This window comes from Vibrio sp. OY15 (assembly GCF_000742455.1).
In the GTDB taxonomy this organism is placed as follows: domain Bacteria; phylum Pseudomonadota; class Gammaproteobacteria; order Enterobacterales; family Vibrionaceae; genus Vibrio; species Vibrio alginolyticus.
In genome coordinates this window covers 55743-72245 of the sequence record NZ_JPIL01000012.1, presented here as the reverse complement: position 1 = coordinate 72245, position 16503 = coordinate 55743, and the positions used below count along the sequence as shown (strand labels likewise).

Here is a 16503-nt window from a genome sequence, read left to right as displayed (position 1 = left end):
CCGAAGACGCGCTTTCCGAGCTTATCGCCGCACTCATGAGCGCTCCAATAACGCTTCAAGATTGCGGGCAATTTCTTCCGCAGCCAACATGCCGCGATTTAACGACCACAGTTCAGGAGAAACCTCAACAAGTTGCTGTTTTTTTGCAGCAGTTAGCAACTTAAACAATGGATTTTTGCGCCACTCATCCACAATATTTGGTTGAGAGTAAAGTCCAACTAACAACCAATCAGGGTTGGTTTTTAGTAAAAGTTCGAAACTGGTTGGGATATACGCTTTTTGCTCAGATGGAGCCAGCGGGCTTTGGATGCCTAGCGTACTCAAAACGCCACCAGCGTAAGAAACCGGGCTATGCAGCCACATCCCTTTGTCAGAAACCACACCAAACTGAATGGTTTCTTGTGTTGCAAAATGCTGTTTGAACTCCGCCATGGTCTGTTTGTGCTGCTCAATTCGTTGTGTCATTTTCGCTTGTTTGCCAATTGCCACGCCGATTTTGTGTGCGGATTCGAGATTTTCTTGATATGTCTCACCACGGCTTTTTAACAGCAAAGTTGGCGCAATTCGCTGCAAATCTTGATAAATCGCGCGATGACGTTCTGCATCAGCAATGATCAAATCCGGCTTGAGCACCGCAATCGCCTCTAAACTCGGTTGCGAGCGCATGCCGACCGATTGCCAAGGCTCAACCTTGGCACGAACAGCAGGAATGACTCGTGTGGCATCGTTGTCATCGGCGACGCCTACCGGTGAGACATCGACTGCCGCTAATGCATCGACAAACGAAAATTCTAAAACCACAATACGTTGAGGTATCGCTTCTAGCTCAAAAGTGCCTTGCTCATCTTGCACGCTGCGCGCCTGAGAAAATGCGCTAAATGACATCAAAGCTGAGCTCAGTAGCATCAGCAAAACGGTTGAAAAGTGTTTGATCGTAAATTGTTTTTTATTTTTCATCTTGCTTTTTTCCAGTGCTAAGAGTTTTCCAGTATCTAAGATCGGCAAAGTCGCCAAGGTAAATTGGCGACTTTTCTTTTCAAACTCGGTGAACGAAACGCTTAAAACTGATAGTTCAGATCCAGTGTGTAAGAGCGTCCCGGAGCTGGGTACCGACCAACTGGGCTTGTATCAATCCCGCGGAAGTAATACTCCTCGTCAAACAAGTTGTTCACCGCAACATTCATGCGTAACTTGCCTTTGTCGTCTTTGTATAAATCCGTCCCCAAGTTGAAGTTCCACACCATGTAAGATGGTACTTTACCCGTTGCGCCAGTTGCATCTTCGGCACTGGTGTTGGCGTTATCGGTATACGAATCACTAAAGTAGAAGCCCGATAGCGTGGTGTCCATGCCGTAAAATGCGTAGGTTGCATCCCAACCAAGCTGATGCTTAGAGGTGTAAGGCAGTTGATTACCTTTATTCGCGCCTTCTTCTTCAAGCGTAGCGTCTAGATAGTTGTAGCTTGCGCCTAAACTCAGTGCAGGTAGTGCTTCAGGCACGTAACGAGCAGAAAGCTCTATGCCTTGGTGAAGTGTTTTTCCGATGTTATCGAAGGTCTGCGTTGAGCTTTGCCATTGCAATTGATCTTCAAAGTCGATGCGATAAAGTGCAGCGTTAAAGCTGGTCGCATCTTGGGTGTAACGCGCGCCGACTTCGTAGTTCCAAGCCAGTTCGCTACCTTCTTCACCCAAACCTCGGATGTAGGCAATTTGTGGCGCACGAAGTGATTTTTGCGCGTTCGCATACGTCACCCACTGGTCAGTTAAGTTGTATGCCACCGTCAAACCTGGCAACCATTCCGTCACGGTGTTGTCTGCCGTTTGTTTTTTACCACGATCGGTAAACGTCATTCGAACCGACTCAACACGCAACCCAGGCGTTACCTTCAATGTATCATTGAACAAACCAATTTCGTTGCTAACGTATCCAGCAAACGCGTCCGTATCTAGATGCCAATCACGCGGAACGCTGGTTGCACCACCGGCGATTGGAGTCTGAGTGAGTTTGTAGTCAATGTCTTCATTAACATAACGGGTACCCACGATCCAGTTTTGAGTAACGGATTTACCTTCGCCAAAGTACATCGCCATTTTTGGCTCTATACCATACACGGTAAATTCACGTGGAGAGGTACGAACGTCCGTCGCTGGCAGAGCCGGATCCGCCCAATGGCCACCCGCGCTGTTAAAGCCCCACTTGAAAAGACGCTCTGACTTATGGCCAAACGTTAGCACTTCTAGCTCGGCACTGTCGGCAAATGGCAAATCGTGGATGTACTTAACACTCCAGCGTGTCGACTTACCTTCATAATCATCGTAAGGACGTTTCGATTGGTGACGATCTTGTTCGTAGTCTTGTGGCGAAAGTGCGCCCGGCATTTGCGTTTCAGCATCGTAACGTTGCAGGAATGCTTGAATCTCTTGAGTGTCACTCAATAGCCACTGTGCTTTAGCTTGAAAGTTCTTCACGTCCGTATCGGAATGTTCACGGAAGCTTTCACCTTTTAGGAAGTTACCTTCCAACTGTAGTGCAAATGTGTCGCTTAACCAGCCGCCCGTGCGTAGGTAAAAATCATTCAGCGGCGCATCACCGCCATCAAACACGGTAAGGCGGTTACTGATTTCAGTTTGCCACGTGTGTGGAATCGGTTTGGTCACTAAGTTGATCACACCACCGACGTTGTTTGGGCCGTACTGTACTGCAGCACCACCGCGTACAATGTCAATACGATCAAGCATCGACAGTGTTGCTGGGAAGATAGACTGACCAGTGTGACCATATGGCGCAAGTGTTAGCGGTACACCATCCATCAAGAACTGAGCATGACCACTACGGCTTGCTTTCAAACCACGTACGGAAATGTTGGGCAATACGCCCGTTCCGCTTTCATCCTGAACTTTAATACCCGGCACGCGCTGTAGCGCATTATCAATCGAGCCTGCGGCGGTTTTCTCGATTTGATCGCGGGTAATGACGGTACGAGCACCTGGGTACTCTTTGACGTCTTCAATTTCAGATTTACCAATCACGCTACCAGTGACAACGACGGTTTCCATCGCGGTAGTTTGTTCTGTTTTAGCAGGAGCGGCAACCGCGCTCATGGATGTGGCAGAAGCGATTGCAATCGCAAGCACACTGTAAGTGGTAGACAAACCAGCACGTACACGCACTTTACCATCCAAATTCTGGTAAGACATTAAGATCTCCTTTGCGAGAAATTGAGCCTCGGGCAGAATACATCCCGTAAGCTCTCGGGGCTAAACATCCTCAATATGAGGTAAAAATTGGCTAACAGGCGCTAACTACGCACAAAAAGCCTAGAACTGATATCCGTAGCTGAGCATAAACTCGGCTGGTGCGCCGTAGCCAATCTGGTTTAAGCCAGACGTGCCGTTTGTTGCGCCAAGAATGTATTTCTCATCCAAAATGTTGTAAGCGTTCGCTTGGATTTTATGACGACCAGTGGTGTACGCCGCCATCAAATCCACCGTTGTGTAATCGCCAAGTGCGACAGCTTCGTCGTTACCTGCGTAACGGTCGCCCACGTACTTCACACCACCGCCTAAACGCCAGTTGTCATCCAATTGGTAAGTGCTCCAAAGAGAGAACAAGTGGTCTGATACATCGTTCGGCTTTTTGCCTGTGGCTTTGTCTTCCGCGTCCAAGTAGCTGTAACCCACAGAGATGTCCCACTGTTTGGTGATTTGACCGCGAGCCTCTAATTCAATACCTTGGTGACGCACTTCAATTTTATCGATCACATCGCCGTCCACGTTAGTTTGTGGTTGCTCTTGATCAATCTGGAACAGTGCCGCATTCAACATTAATGCGTTATCCAAAAGGTACGCTTTCGCACCCACCTCTTTTAAGTCGGTGTGGAAGAATTCCGCCAATTTTGGATTGATGTAGATACCAGCGTACGGTAACTGCCAAGAGCGCGCTAAACTGGCGTATACGGATGTGTCGGAATTGATGCGGTATACCAAACCAGCACGGTAGCTGACTTTGTCATCATCCAATTTTTCCTTATCTGAGCCCGCTTTTTGTTGTTCGAGCTCCATCGAGTCGTAACGCACGTTACCGATCAAAGAAAGGTCGCCCCACGTATAGACGTCTTGCACATACAAACCTGTCGTGGTGGTGGTATTGTCACGAAATGGCTTAAAGCCCGGATCAGGCGTTGGACCAACGACTGGGTCGTATATATTTTGCGGAGGAAGCGTTTTGTCACTTGCCAACGTTAGGTCGATATCGATCTGGTTGAAATCTGCACCCACCATCAATTGATTGTCCCTGGTTTCCCAAACCAACTCAGATTGTAAAGTGGTCGTAGTACGTGGATCGTAACCAAAGTTGTTGACGGTTTGAGACACTTCATTACCCGTCACTTTGCCCTGACGCGTGCCTTTTTGCTCAAGTTCGATATGGTTGAACGCCGCTCGGTTGTTCCATACCCATTGATCATTCAGACGCCATTCGTAATCCACCGCAATACGGAGACTGTCTGACTCCTGATAGTCGTTTGTGCCGCCAAAGTAAGTGCTTACTGGCAAATCAACTGGCTTGCCATTTTTTGATGGCACACCACGATACGGCACTAGTTCTTGATGGGCGTATTCCACGTCAATATCAATGGTGTGACCGTCCGCTGGTAACACACGAATGGTCGGTGCAATGAAGAAATCGTTTGAATCAACATGATCAACGTACGAGTCGGCTTGACGGTATTCCAAGTTAATACGCCCGTTGACCTTATCTGTAAACGCCATTGAGCTGTCGACCTGACCAACATACTGGTTGTTGCTGCCTACACTACCGTTTACGTGAGTAAAATTCTCACCGTTAGCGCGTTTCGTCACCAAGTTGATGATGCCCCCAGCCGAACCGCGGCCATACAAAGCACCCGCAGGGCCTTTCACAATTTCAACGCGTTCAACGTTCGCTAAGCTGCGGTAAGACTGCAACGTACCGTCATCTCGCAAGCCATCACGGTACATATCGTTGAGTGAATCAAAACCACGGATCATGAACTGATCGCGGCTGCCTTCGCCCAAGGTGTTATTGACCCCGGCTACCCCATCTAGCGCATCCACTAAACGCACCGCGCCTCGGTCTTGCATTTCTGTTTTCGTTACTACGGATACCGCTTGTGGCACATCAAGCCATTCCACATCGGTTTTGGTGCCTGATTGAGGCATGTGTTCAGCATAACCTTCGTACTGATGACCGAAGACTTGAATCGTTTCAGTTGCTGATGAGGTTGAGTTCGTCTCTTCTGAAGCCACTGCGCTTGGTGCTACTAATGAAGAACCAATCGCGACCGCCAAGGGGGTCAGGGTCAATAATTTATTCATTCCATAATTCCGTTTAGTTGTTATAAAGCCAACGGATGGAAATAAGAACAAATATTATTTCTATTTGCAATATTAATTTTATGCTCTATATTTATTTACCCTAAAAACACAACTAACAACAAAAAAACCAAATATCATAACAATAAATACTAAAACTTCTGCCCTCCGTCTCGAGAGAGGCACATTGGAAGACGACCGTGAGCGACTTTATCAACGTTAGAAGAAAATGTTAGAAAATTAGGAAAGCTCATGAAATCTACGATGATTATCGTAAGTCATGTCGTTAACGATGCAGTCACTCACGGCTTTGTGCCTGCAGCTAAAGCGATGGACCTTCACGTCGTTCTTATCACCGACCATAAGCTCAGCCATTTAGAGTTGGCGAGTCATGATAGTCACTTTAATCCGGATACCATTCTAGAATGTGATGTCTTCAACCCATTAGAACTCATCGAAACCATCACGGAGCATGAATTAAAGCCAGACGCTATTTTCAGCAATAGTGATCACTTACAAACTTCCACCGCCATCTGCGCGCAATTTTTTGGCCTCCCATCCAAAGATTGGTCTGTCACGTTAAAGGCCAAAAACAAACACTTAACTCGACAAGTGTTAAATGAAAAATCCTTACCCAACACACAAAGCTGTTTGCTGCATCGCCATTCGAATGTGGCATTAGGCATGGCCTTCCCTGTCGTAGCAAAACCCAAAGAAGGCGTGGCAAGTTTAGATGTACAGCGCTGTGACTCCCAAAGCGAGCTCGATGCTTACTGCGAGGCGTTTTGGCAAAAGCACCCAAACGCCGCCATTCTGGTGGAGCAGTTTCTTCAAGGACCGTTGGTTACGCTCGAAACTTTAGGAGACGGTAACCAACTTATCGCCGTGGGCGGTTTTGATGTGTCGCTCTCTGAGCCGCCTTACTTTATCGAAACCGCCGCAGACTGGAACGGACCAAACGGCATTGCTCACCGAGAAGCCGTCTTGGCTCAACTGAAAGCGTTCGGCGTTGGTTTTGGAGTTTGCCACAGCGAATTTATTATTACGGAAAATGGCCCGGTTCTGGTGGAAATTAACTACCGCAGTATTGGAGATGGCCGCGAATTCTTGCTCAACAATCTCGCTCCCTTCGGTTGGTTTAGCACGATTTTGGGTCTGCATCTGGGTCGAAGATTGGACGGCGATTACCAAATTCATGGGTCAGCGCACGTGCACTACGTAGTTGCGGAACACAGTGGTGTGATTGACGGAGGTTCGACGTCGTTCATCCAACACGATGACGATATCATCACCCAGCAACAGGTACTAAAAACCGCTGGAGAACACTTCCAACAGAGTTATTCCAATAAGGATTATCTCGCCCGAATTTCGATTGTCTCACCATCAGGGCGAAACCTCGACCAAGCGCTGCAGAACGCGCTTAGCAATTTCGATCTAGCTCCGACTCGTGAGGTGGCAGCATGAATGACAACGCTTTGTATCTAACGCAACGATTGATCGACACTTGCTTGCGCGAAGACATGTTTGGCATTTTGTCGAAGGCCAAGTTCAGTAGAGACGCGCCAAAAGGGGTAATTGTTCCTCAAGACGAGCAAGTCTGGCTGATATTTGCCAACTCTGATTTCACGTTGTATTTACCTGTTGCGCCAACGTATTACATGCAGCACTGGCGCTACGGTCACGCCAATGACGAAACACCACCAGGTTGGTGGGTGGAGAAAAATGGCCAAGTCGAGCATCAACAGCATTACAAAGAGTGGATTGCGCTACTAACGACACTGGCGCACGAGAGCTCTCACGAGTTGCTGGCGGGATACCTTCAAGAACTGGAATGTGCAGAGAAACACAAAGCGCTGTGTGACCAAGCGTTTCATCATCATGCAGACCACATTTCTCAACCAATATCCGAGCTTGGTTCTTGGCATCAAAAACTGCTGCTAGCCGACCAGATCGCTTCTTACCTTGACCACCCGTACTATCCAACTGCGCGGGCGAAGTTTGGCCTGAGCGATGAAGACCTTGCTAAGTACGCGCCCGAGTTCGCACAAAGCTTTGCTCTGCATTGGATTGCGATTGAAAAATCACTGGTGACATTAACCAGCGGACAACCTGATTGCTGGCCAACAATGGAGCAAGTGGGGCTTCCTGCTGATTTTGCACTGAGCCACGTTCTGTTCCCTGCACATCCGCTCACCCTGCGATCTTTAGAAGCCTTACCCGAAGGTGTGATAGAAGCGCCTTTAACGTATCTAGACGTGACGCCGACGCTTTCCGTTCGTACTGTGGTCGTCAACGAGGCACCGCACATTCACATCAAGGTTCCGCTGATCATGCGATCGCTAGGCACGAAAAATATTCGCTTAATCAAGCCTTCAACACTGTATGACGGCCACTGGTTTGAACGCCTACTCAGCCACCTTGAACAAACGGACGCCGACTTAAACAGTCGCTTGTTCCATTGCAACGAAAAACACGGTGGACACATCGGCGAGGATAAAACCTTCGCGTACATCGTACGTGAGTACCCACTTACTCATTGCGAAGACAAAGCGTTAGTTCCGGTTGCAGCACTAGCAAGCCCAATGCCTGACGACCGCTTGTTCTTAGAACATTTGGCAGAACATTACTATCAACAAGATACGCTGGCGTGGTTCCAAGATTACGTCGATCTATTATGCCAAGTGCACCTCACCTTGTGGCTTCGTTATGGCATCGCATTGGAGTCCAACCAGCAAAACGCCATCGTTGCATTTGATCAACAGGGCAGAATGACGCTCGCGATGAAAGACAACGACGCGGCGCGAGTTTGGCCAGAGCGCTTCCGCTTTGCAACAGACCATGCTGCCGAAAAACACGGCGAAAAAACAATTCCAGTGGATTGCGATGAACTGCTCGACCAACGCATCAAAGTCGACAATGAATTGGCGCTCGGTCAGATGTTTACCACCATCACACTGCAACTGGATATCGCAGCGATTGTAGAATCTATGGCAGCGAAGGGCATTGCCTCTTCAGCATCGCTTTACGCCATCGTGGCCAAAAGCATTGCAGAGCAACTCAACCGATTGGAAGGCGAAGGGTTAGAGACAAAACTGGCACGCGAGTTACTGCAAGAGGCGCCTGATTTGTACGCCAAGTACTTGTTGAGCTCTGGCAGTTTGCTCTCGAAAGAAGCCTCCGGCGCGAGTGACATCAATAAGTTCTATGGTTTGTCGGCTCCGAACTTCTTGCTGCTTTCTAACGAAGAAGCGCAACGCGCCTACTTAGAAGCCATCAAAAAAAGCGTACGTTAAACGATTATGACCAAACTCATCTACAGTGTGTTGTTGTGCCACTTTATCGCTGCGTTTGCCGCGTTAGGTATGCCGCTATTTCTACCCGTCGTGTTGCCAACGTTAGGCGCAAGCATTGATGCGGACTGGGCAGGGGTATTGTTTATCCTACCTACGTTTTGTACTGCGTTGGCGGCGCGATTTTGGGGCAACTTTGCCGATCGCTACGGTCGCCGCCTCTCACTCTTGCGTGCGCAACTTGGCCTTGCAGCAGGGTTTGCGCTGTGCGGCTTGGCAGACAACCTCGCCATGTTTGTGTTTGGTCTTATTGTTCAAGGAACCTTTGGCGGCACCATGGCCGCCTCGAACAGCTACTTATCTAGTCAAATTAAAGAAGCCAAAACACTCGGCAAGTCACTCAATAAAACCCAACTATCTGCTCGCTTGGCGCTGATCGTTGCGCCCATTGGGCTCGGCTGGAGCTTGTCAGAGACCAACCCGCTCAACGCGTACCTGTGGTTATGCGTTTTGCCTTTAATTGCTATGGGCATCACGCTAACACTGCCAGCGGATAAACCCGCCGACCAAAACCTCGAAAAGCCAAACTCAGAACCTCAGCAAGAAAAACCGGTTGCACAGAAAAACGCAATGCATGCCATTCGTTGGATCTTCTTTGCTCAATTCGGGTTTGCGTTTTCTATGGTGGTGACCTTTCCTTACTTCTCGCCGTTTGTGCAGCAATATGGCATCACTAACCACGCATGGATCGGTTTTTTGTACGCACTGCCGCATGGCGTCTATCTGTTGCTGGCAGGAAAAATTCACGTGTTGTCAGATGGGTTGAATCGCCATCAACCGCTGCGCACGTTGTGGCTTGGGTTTGCATTGCTTGCCGTGAGCTCTGCCTTGCATTTGATTGCGTCCGAAACCGCACTCATTGCTGCGAGAATTATCTTCGGCATCGCGATGGTGTGTTGTTATCACGGATTGCATCAGCATCTTGCGAGCAATCTGGATCGCAAACTCAGTGGCAAAGTATTTTCTCGCTTTGATGCCATGTCCAAATGGGGTGGCGTGGCAGCGGGATTTTGCGCTTCTTTCATTTCTAGCTTGGGGCTACTTGAGGTTCCTTTCCTACTTTCTGCGATAGTCAGCGTAATCACCTTGATCGCGCTGGTTCCCCACTCAAAATTTGGAAATCAACATGTTACAAACTCAATCCTCTCAGACTAGCGAGTTGCGCGCACATGAGGTGCAGCTCAACCGTGAGAAAGCCCAACTCAACACGATAATGGGTGTTCTTAATTGTTACTTACGTGAATTTGCGCTACCGAATCAACAAGTGGAATGGCACTACCAATCGACATCGCTACCCCAAACGTTAAAACGCAACTATCCCGCTAAACAGCGGATAGCCGTTCATCTTTCTCAACAAAATGGCGTGCTGGTTTTGCCGATTCACTACGCGAGCAAACTGGGCAAAATCAAATTGGCAGAACTGCCTTGGGCGAAAATGCCGGGATCTGGTTGGGCGAAATTGGATGCCACGCAAACTCTTACGCTTTTGCTTAACTATCTCAAGCAGGTGTTGGCGATCCCGTTTAACCATGAGCTGATCGAACAACTGGAAAATAGCGTGCTGGTTACCGAGCAGTTTCTCAACGTCGCGCCCAAATCGCATCACAACGAGTTTATCGCTTCGGAACAGTCTCTGATTTGGGGGCATACTTTCCATCCGACCCCAAAAAGTCGTTCGGGCGTCACCATGGATGATCTCTTGGCGTTTTCTCCAGAAGTCGGCGCGCAAGTCCCGCTGTACTGGTTTGAAGTGGATACGTCCTTACTTGATGTGCTGAGTTCCGATAGAGAAGCTAACCCTGCTCAGCACATGCTACAACAGCTCGCGCCACAACACGCCACCAGCAATGGGAAGACCCTCTACCCTTGTCATCCTTGGGAAAGCTACACCATTTTGAGTAACCCAAGCGTGAAGCGCGCCATTGAACAAGGCAAGATCACGCCACTGGGTTTAGGTGGTGAAAAGATGCAGCCGACCTCTTCAGTTCGTACCCTCTACCACCCAGACATGGACTGGTTTGCGAAATTCTCCATCAACGTACGATTAACCAATTGCGTGCGCAAAAACGCGTGGTACGAACTCGACAGCGCCGTGCAGCTCACGTCGATTCTCAAACCGATTCGAGAAAACGAACAGCTGCACAACCCCGTATTTAAAGTGATGACGGAGCCTTACGCCACCACGTTGAATCTAGAAAGTGTCGCTGAGCGCAATTGGGATGACAACACCAAAGCGCGCGAATCGTTTGGGATTTTGTATCGCGAAAATTTCTCGCTGAGCGAAGTCGATATCTTAAAACCAACCCTCGCTGGCGCTCTGTTTGCTTACGACAAAAACGGCAACAGTTGCATTGCTCAGCGCCTTAAAAACAAAGCGCGTACTACGCAAAATCGCTATTCCGACATCGCGACACTGTGGTTTGAACGCTATTTGCATTGCCTAATTCCGGGTGTGTTTAACTACTACTTCAAACACGGGGTGGCGTTCGAACCGCATTTGCAAAACACCTTGATTGGCTTTGAGCAAGAGATGCCGTGTTGTGTTTGGATTCGTGATTTGGAAGGCACTAAATTACTGCCGGAGTTCTGGCCAGCAGAAACATTAACTAATTTGTCTGAACGCGCGCGACAATCGGTTTACTACAGTCGCAAACAAGGCTGGAATCGCATCGGATACTGCACCTTTATCAACAACATCAGCGAAGCGATTTTCTTCATAGCAGAAGGTGATGAGCCACTAGAGCAAACGCTGTGGAATGCGGTGCAAAGTGCCATTGTGCATTGGCAATCAGTGAATGGAAAACAACCGGAACTAGAAACGTTGCTAAATGGCGGTCACTTCCCAAGCAAAAATAATTTCACCACGCGTTTGATGCAAAAAGCCGATAAGGAGTCGGGCTATACCCAAGTCGCCGCGCCTTGGCAGCAACACGAAAAAGGAGCGCAACATGTCTAATTCCCTCTCTCTACCGACACTCGTTTGCCAACAAGTTCACACACTCGCACAGCAGCAAAGTCAACCCTTGTGCGCATACGTGTATGACCTAAGCGCCTTAGAAGAACACATCAAACAACTGCGTCACGTTTTGCCGAGAAATGTCGAGCTATTTTACGCAGCCAAAGCCAATCCATCGGGCCCGATTCTTAAAACGCTCGCGCCGTATGTCGATGGTTTTGAAGCGGCATCTGGCGGGGAGTTGACACACCTCCACCAGCAACAACTCGATAAGCCATTGATCTTCGGTGGCCCCGGAAAAATGCTAAGTGAATTGCAACAAGCGATTGAGCTTGATGTTGATGCAATTCATGTCGAAAGCCTCACCGAGCTACAACGCATTGGAGCACTAACCGAGCGCCTCAACCGCCCTGCTTCGATCTTTTTGCGTATGAACATCGATATTGGCGACATCACGCTCAGCAAGTTGGCGATGGGTGGCAAGCCGACTCCATTTGGCTTGGACGAGTCCGAACTGAGTAATGCCTTGATGTTGCTGCGCGATTTCCCGCAAGTGTCACTGAAAGGCTTCCATTTTCACTTGATGTCGCATCAGCTCGATGTTGAACGTCACTTAGCGTTAATGCAGCGCTATTTCCAAGTCGTGAAAACGTGGCAGCAGGAGTTCGAACTCAGTGAGCTGATGATCAACTTGGGCGGCGGCATGGGGATTAACTACCAAAACCCTGAGCAACACTTTCCGTGGATGGAGTTTTGCGACAAGTTGGAATTCCTCATCGCCAAAGAGCAAGCGCAAGACTGGACACTGCGTTTTGAATGCGGACGTTTCATCACGGCGGCATGCGGTTATTACGTGATGGAAGTGCTCGATATTAAGCAAAATCTTGGCGAAAACTTTGTCATCGCACGCGGGGGAACTCACCACTTCCGCACGCCAGCAGCGCAGAGTCATGACCATCCATTCGTCATCCTGAAAAGCGAGCAACACCATGAGATTTCTCACCCAATTCAGCATGCACAAGCGACCTTTGTTGGCCAGCTTTGTACGCCCAAAGATGTGCTGGCACGCAATCAGCACGTCGCCCACGTCGATATTGGTGATTACGTTGTGTTTACCTTAGCGGGCGCCTATGCGTGGAACATTTCCCATCAAAACTTCTTGATGCATGAACCGCCGATCTTCCACTATTTCTAAACGGCATACTTCGCTTTACTCAAGCCCCAATCATTGGGGCTTTTTTATTCCACTCGGCACAAATTCATTGCCATTAACCGCTTTGCGAAATAGCAATAATGCGTTTTATCAGCTCGTCGGGTTCCATTTTGGGATTGCGGTAAAAACGGAAGATTTCCGAGTTTATCGCTTGCTGAGCAACCGGATTGACCGCCATCGAATCAATCATACTCGGCACAGCGAGGTTGTGCTTAACGCCGTAGTGAAAGTCTTGATATGACTGGACCTGACACGGATTAAAATCGCTGATGTCGATATCGGTGCGTACCGGAATCGAGCCTTTTATCTTATTGAACTTAGCTTGAAACTCGACGTCTGCTAGCGCGCTTGCGGCTTGCAGAGCCGTCTCGGCAGAAAACGACTTGCTCGACATAAACACCAAGCTGTCCATGTTGTAGAGGAACACACCATCGCTGTCAGGTGTTGGGTAACAGCCGACCTCTTGCGGAACCGAGACTTGATTGGCGAGCAGCTCACCCAAAATCCAATCACCGCCGATTTGAAACAGTGCTTGGCCGTCGGCTAGCGCTTGGGTCGCCGTATCCCACTTACTGTCGGGCAATTGGTTGTCGATCAACAAACTCAGGCGACGAAATTGCGTCAGCGCTTGGCGCAGGGTATCACTGTCGATGCTGTCTCGCTCAAGTTTAACCATTGCATTGGTGTAGAACTCAACGCCGCCAGTGGAGATCACTAAGTTCTCGAAAAGTTGGGCGACTTGCCACGGCTGCTCACCAACCGCGATCGGTACAATGCCATTTTGCTTAGCAAGCTCCATGGCGGCGAACATCTCTTGCCAGTTTTTCGGCGCGGATAGATTCAGTTGTTTAAGCAGCTTGTGGTTGACCCACAGCCAGTTCAAACGGTGTAGCGTAAGTGGCAGGGCGATATAGCCGTTTTGTGTTTTATTGATTTCGATAGACAGTGGGTAGAGCACCTCGTCCCAGCGCTGCTCATCGGCAACCGCGTTGACGTTGTGCAAAATACCGATGGCATCCCACGCCTTAATACTTGGCCCTTCGATTTGCGCGAAGCTCGGTGGATTACCCGCCAGCGCGCGAGCTTGCAGTACCGTCATCGCGCTGTCACCACCACCGCCTAACACCGGGCTTTGCAGCAGCTCAATATCATGCTGTTTCAGTTGTGCTTTAAGTGTTTGCAGCGCTTGCTGCTCGCCGTCAGAAGTCCACCAATGTAAAAACTCTACCCCTTGTGGCGACTCAGCGTGAGCAACGCAAGGGGCGAGCAACAGTGGGAACCAGAATGCCAGTTTGTTCATAGTCAGTCTCTCGGGAAAGTCAGTGTGGCGCAGAGGCCGCCAAACTGAGAATGGCTCAGCAACAAGTTGCCGCCATGAGCCTTTGCAATACTCTGTGAAATGGTTAACCCCAGCCCACTGCCTTCTTTATCGTTGCTAGCGCGGAAGTATGGCTGGCAGAGCTTTTCAAGTAATAAATCGTCAACGCCGCCACCGTGATCTTCAATTTCAATCTGGATCGACTCTGGGCTTTCACTCAGCGTAATGTCCGCTTGATGGCCGTATTTGAGCGCGTTATCGACCAGATTCTGAATGCAGCGCTTAATCGCTAACGGTTTACCAGCAAAGTGGGTGCGGATTTCGCCGTGGATGCGAATCGTGTCCGGCGCATCGGCGACATTGGCGGAAATGTGCTGAATCAGTTGGGTGAAATTGATCGGCTCGATTTCCTCGTGGATATCGGTCTCTTTAATGCATTGCAATGCGCCTTTGACCATCAAGTCTAGGTCGTTACTCAGGCGGATAAAGCGTTCTCGGTCGGCGTCGTCATCCAGCATTTCCGCTCGTAGTTTTAGGCAGGCAATTGGTGTTTTCAGATCGTGGGAGATGGCGCTGAACAGCATCTCGCGGTCTTTAATGTGGCTGTCGATGCGTCGGTTCATTTTGTTAAACGCACGGACCGCCGCTTTCAGTTCGTTGCTGCCGCGCTCAGAGACTTCGGGCACGTCTAATCGGCTCGACATCAGGGTTGCGGCTTTTGCCAGCTCTCGAATGGGTTGAATTTCTTTGCGAACGATAAACCAGGTACACAGCAACAGCATTAGCGCGGACACCAATAGCGTCAGCCATTGGCGCAGCTCAAAATAGTTAGTCTCTAGGTTGATGTAAGGCGCGGGTAGCACCGCCGCGAGATAAAACCATTCGTTCTGTGCGACTTCGACCTGCATCACCAGAATCGGTGGATTGAGGTCACCAAACGAAAGCGAATAATGCGCCCACAATAGTGGCAGTTCATCGATAGGTAGCTCGTTGTTGAACACTTTGAGTTTGTCGCGCTGGGTGAACTCCACCTCGATATTAGGAATGCCGCTCAGCTCGCTTTCTAATACCTCGCGAACTTGGTTGATGACCAACGTTTTGCGTTCGCTCTCTGGCAGTGGGTCGACCTCAATCTGGTGATTATTGAGTGAGACGAAAAAGCGCGTGCCGCCCATATTGCGTAGTTGATTGAGCACCAAGTGGCGGTATTCCGAAGGGAGGGTTTGAAAGAAAGCGATGGTGGAAGAAGCGCTCAGTGCTAAGCTTTTGACCGTGGTGGTCAGGCCTTCTTTATCGCGTTCGCTGGCGTGTTGATACCAGATAATCCCGGATAATACCTGCGCCAGAATGATCACCAGTAACAAGAACACACTGGTGCGAACGACCAGTGATCCCGTCCAGCGTTTAATTCTCATAATGCACGTCCGTGGTCAGCATGTAGCCTTTGTTGCGCACCGTTAGGATCAGCGAGCGGTCTTTATCTTCAAGGTGATGACGCAAGCGGCTGATCTGCACGTCAATGCCGCGTTCAAACGGGTCGGCATCACGTCCCCAGATCTCGCGCGCAATGTCATCGCGAGACAATATTGATTGCGCGTGGTTGACGAACAAACCGAGCAGCGACAAATCCGCGCCACTCAGTTGCTTAACTTCGCGGCTAGCGACGTGGGTCAGTTGCCGGGTTACGGTATCTAACAACCAATCGTCAAAACGCACTTTACGCGTCAGTTTGCTATTGGCGGTCGATTGGCTGCGTCTCAGAATCGTTTTGATGCGCGCGAGCAGTTCTCGCGGGCTGAATGATTTGGTGATGTAGTCGTCAGCGCCCATTTCTAGTCCTGCGACTCGGTCGGCTTCTTCTGTGACGGCGGTCAGCATGATGATCGGGATATCGGAATTTTTGCGCAGTTTCTGGCACAAGGTAAAGCCGTCTTCACCGGGCATCATAATATCGAGGATGATTAAATCAGGATGGTGATCGTTGAGCAGTTGCCACATCACGCCGCCGTTTTCCGCGCAAAGCACTTCAAACCCTGCGCGGCCAAGGTAATCCGACAACGCTTCGCGAAGGTCGAGGTTGTCATCGACGACCAGTATCTGCTTGTTTTCCATCCTACTTTCCCTGTGTCCGTCCCTGTGCCTGCCCCTGAGTTTGGCGCTGGCCAATATGATGCATTCTTAAACGCCCATGCACAATCGAGCCGATTGCAATTTTCACTTCTCGGTGTAAGAGATTTGTAAGCGGCCACTTACAAACTGATTGCCTTTTGTAACCTTAGGCGCCGCCTTGCTCGCTATGATCATCCTGACCTTAC

11 protein-coding genes are annotated in these 16503 nt (G+C 49.5%); 5 read left to right on the top strand and 6 right to left on the bottom strand.

Going from position 1 to position 16503, the window contains the following annotated elements; genetic code table 11:
• Positions 1 to 33: 33 nt before the first annotated feature.
• The 3 genes from IJ23_RS14445 to IJ23_RS14435 all read right to left on the bottom strand — a co-directional run bounded on the left by IJ23_RS14445 (position 34) and on the right by IJ23_RS14435 (position 5354).
• Entirely contained in the window at positions 34 to 957 is a 924-nt protein-coding gene (locus IJ23_RS14445; RefSeq protein WP_033906853.1) for a Fe(3+) dicitrate ABC transporter substrate-binding protein FecB, read from the bottom strand.
• A 101-nt stretch (positions 958 to 1058) separates the two neighbouring features.
• The gene (pvuA, locus tag IJ23_RS14440) at positions 1059 to 3197 is read right to left on the bottom strand and encodes a TonB-dependent siderophore vibrioferrin receptor PvuA (protein ID WP_025768677.1); all 2139 of its coding nucleotides are present in this window, start codon (positions 3195 to 3197) and stop codon (positions 1059 to 1061) included.
• A 120-nt stretch (positions 3198 to 3317) separates the two neighbouring features.
• Complete coding sequence (locus IJ23_RS14435) at positions 3318 to 5354, bottom strand: TonB-dependent receptor (protein WP_033906633.1); 2037 nt, start codon at positions 5352 to 5354, stop codon at positions 3318 to 3320.
• A 249-nt stretch (positions 5355 to 5603) separates the two neighbouring features.
• Here IJ23_RS14435 and IJ23_RS14430 point away from each other — a divergent pair, with 249 nt between their 5' ends.
• The 5 genes from IJ23_RS14430 to IJ23_RS14410 are packed head-to-tail and all read left to right on the top strand — an operon-like array spanning position 5604 to position 12852.
• A complete protein-coding gene (locus IJ23_RS14430; protein ID WP_033906632.1) occupies positions 5604 to 6815 on the top strand; it encodes an ATP-grasp domain-containing protein in 1212 nt (403 codons plus the stop codon).
• On the top strand, positions 6812 to 8644 hold the full coding sequence (locus IJ23_RS14425; RefSeq protein ID WP_033906631.1) for an IucA/IucC family protein: 1833 nt from the start codon (positions 6812 to 6814) through the stop codon (positions 8642 to 8644). Before IJ23_RS14430 ends, IJ23_RS14425 begins: the two co-directional genes overlap by 4 nt.
• A 6-nt stretch (positions 8645 to 8650) precedes the next feature.
• Positions 8651 to 9856: an MFS transporter gene (locus IJ23_RS14420; protein ID WP_033906630.1), complete on the top strand. Its 1206-nt coding sequence runs from the start codon at positions 8651 to 8653 to the stop codon at positions 9854 to 9856.
• Positions 9828 to 11657, top strand: coding sequence for an IucA/IucC family protein (locus IJ23_RS14415; RefSeq protein ID WP_033906629.1), 1830 nt, complete (start codon positions 9828 to 9830; stop codon positions 11655 to 11657). Before IJ23_RS14420 ends, IJ23_RS14415 begins: the two co-directional genes overlap by 29 nt.
• Positions 11650 to 12852 carry a type III PLP-dependent enzyme gene (locus IJ23_RS14410; RefSeq protein ID WP_033906628.1) on the top strand — a complete coding sequence of 401 codons (1203 nt, stop codon included), beginning with the start codon at positions 11650 to 11652 and terminating at the stop codon, positions 12850 to 12852. The genes IJ23_RS14415 and IJ23_RS14410 overlap by 8 nt, the downstream gene beginning before the upstream one ends.
• 73 nt (positions 12853 to 12925) lie before the next feature.
• Here the strand turns inward: IJ23_RS14410 and IJ23_RS14405 are convergent, their stop codons facing one another.
• Genes IJ23_RS14405 through IJ23_RS14395 form a run of 3 tightly spaced genes read right to left on the bottom strand, consistent with a single transcriptional unit; the run spans position 12926 to position 16300 of the window.
• Positions 12926 to 14170: an ABC transporter substrate-binding protein gene (locus IJ23_RS14405; protein WP_033906627.1), complete on the bottom strand. Its 1245-nt coding sequence runs from the start codon at positions 14168 to 14170 to the stop codon at positions 12926 to 12928.
• A 2-nt stretch (positions 14171 to 14172) separates the two neighbouring features.
• Positions 14173 to 15603, bottom strand: a complete 1431-nt coding sequence (locus tag IJ23_RS14400) for an ATP-binding protein (RefSeq protein WP_033906626.1) — start codon at positions 15601 to 15603, stop codon at positions 14173 to 14175.
• On the bottom strand, positions 15593 to 16300 hold the full coding sequence (locus IJ23_RS14395) for a response regulator (RefSeq protein WP_005383484.1): 708 nt from the start codon (positions 16298 to 16300) through the stop codon (positions 15593 to 15595). Before IJ23_RS14395 ends, IJ23_RS14400 begins: the two co-directional genes overlap by 11 nt.
• Between the last annotated feature and the right edge of the window lie 203 nt (positions 16301 to 16503).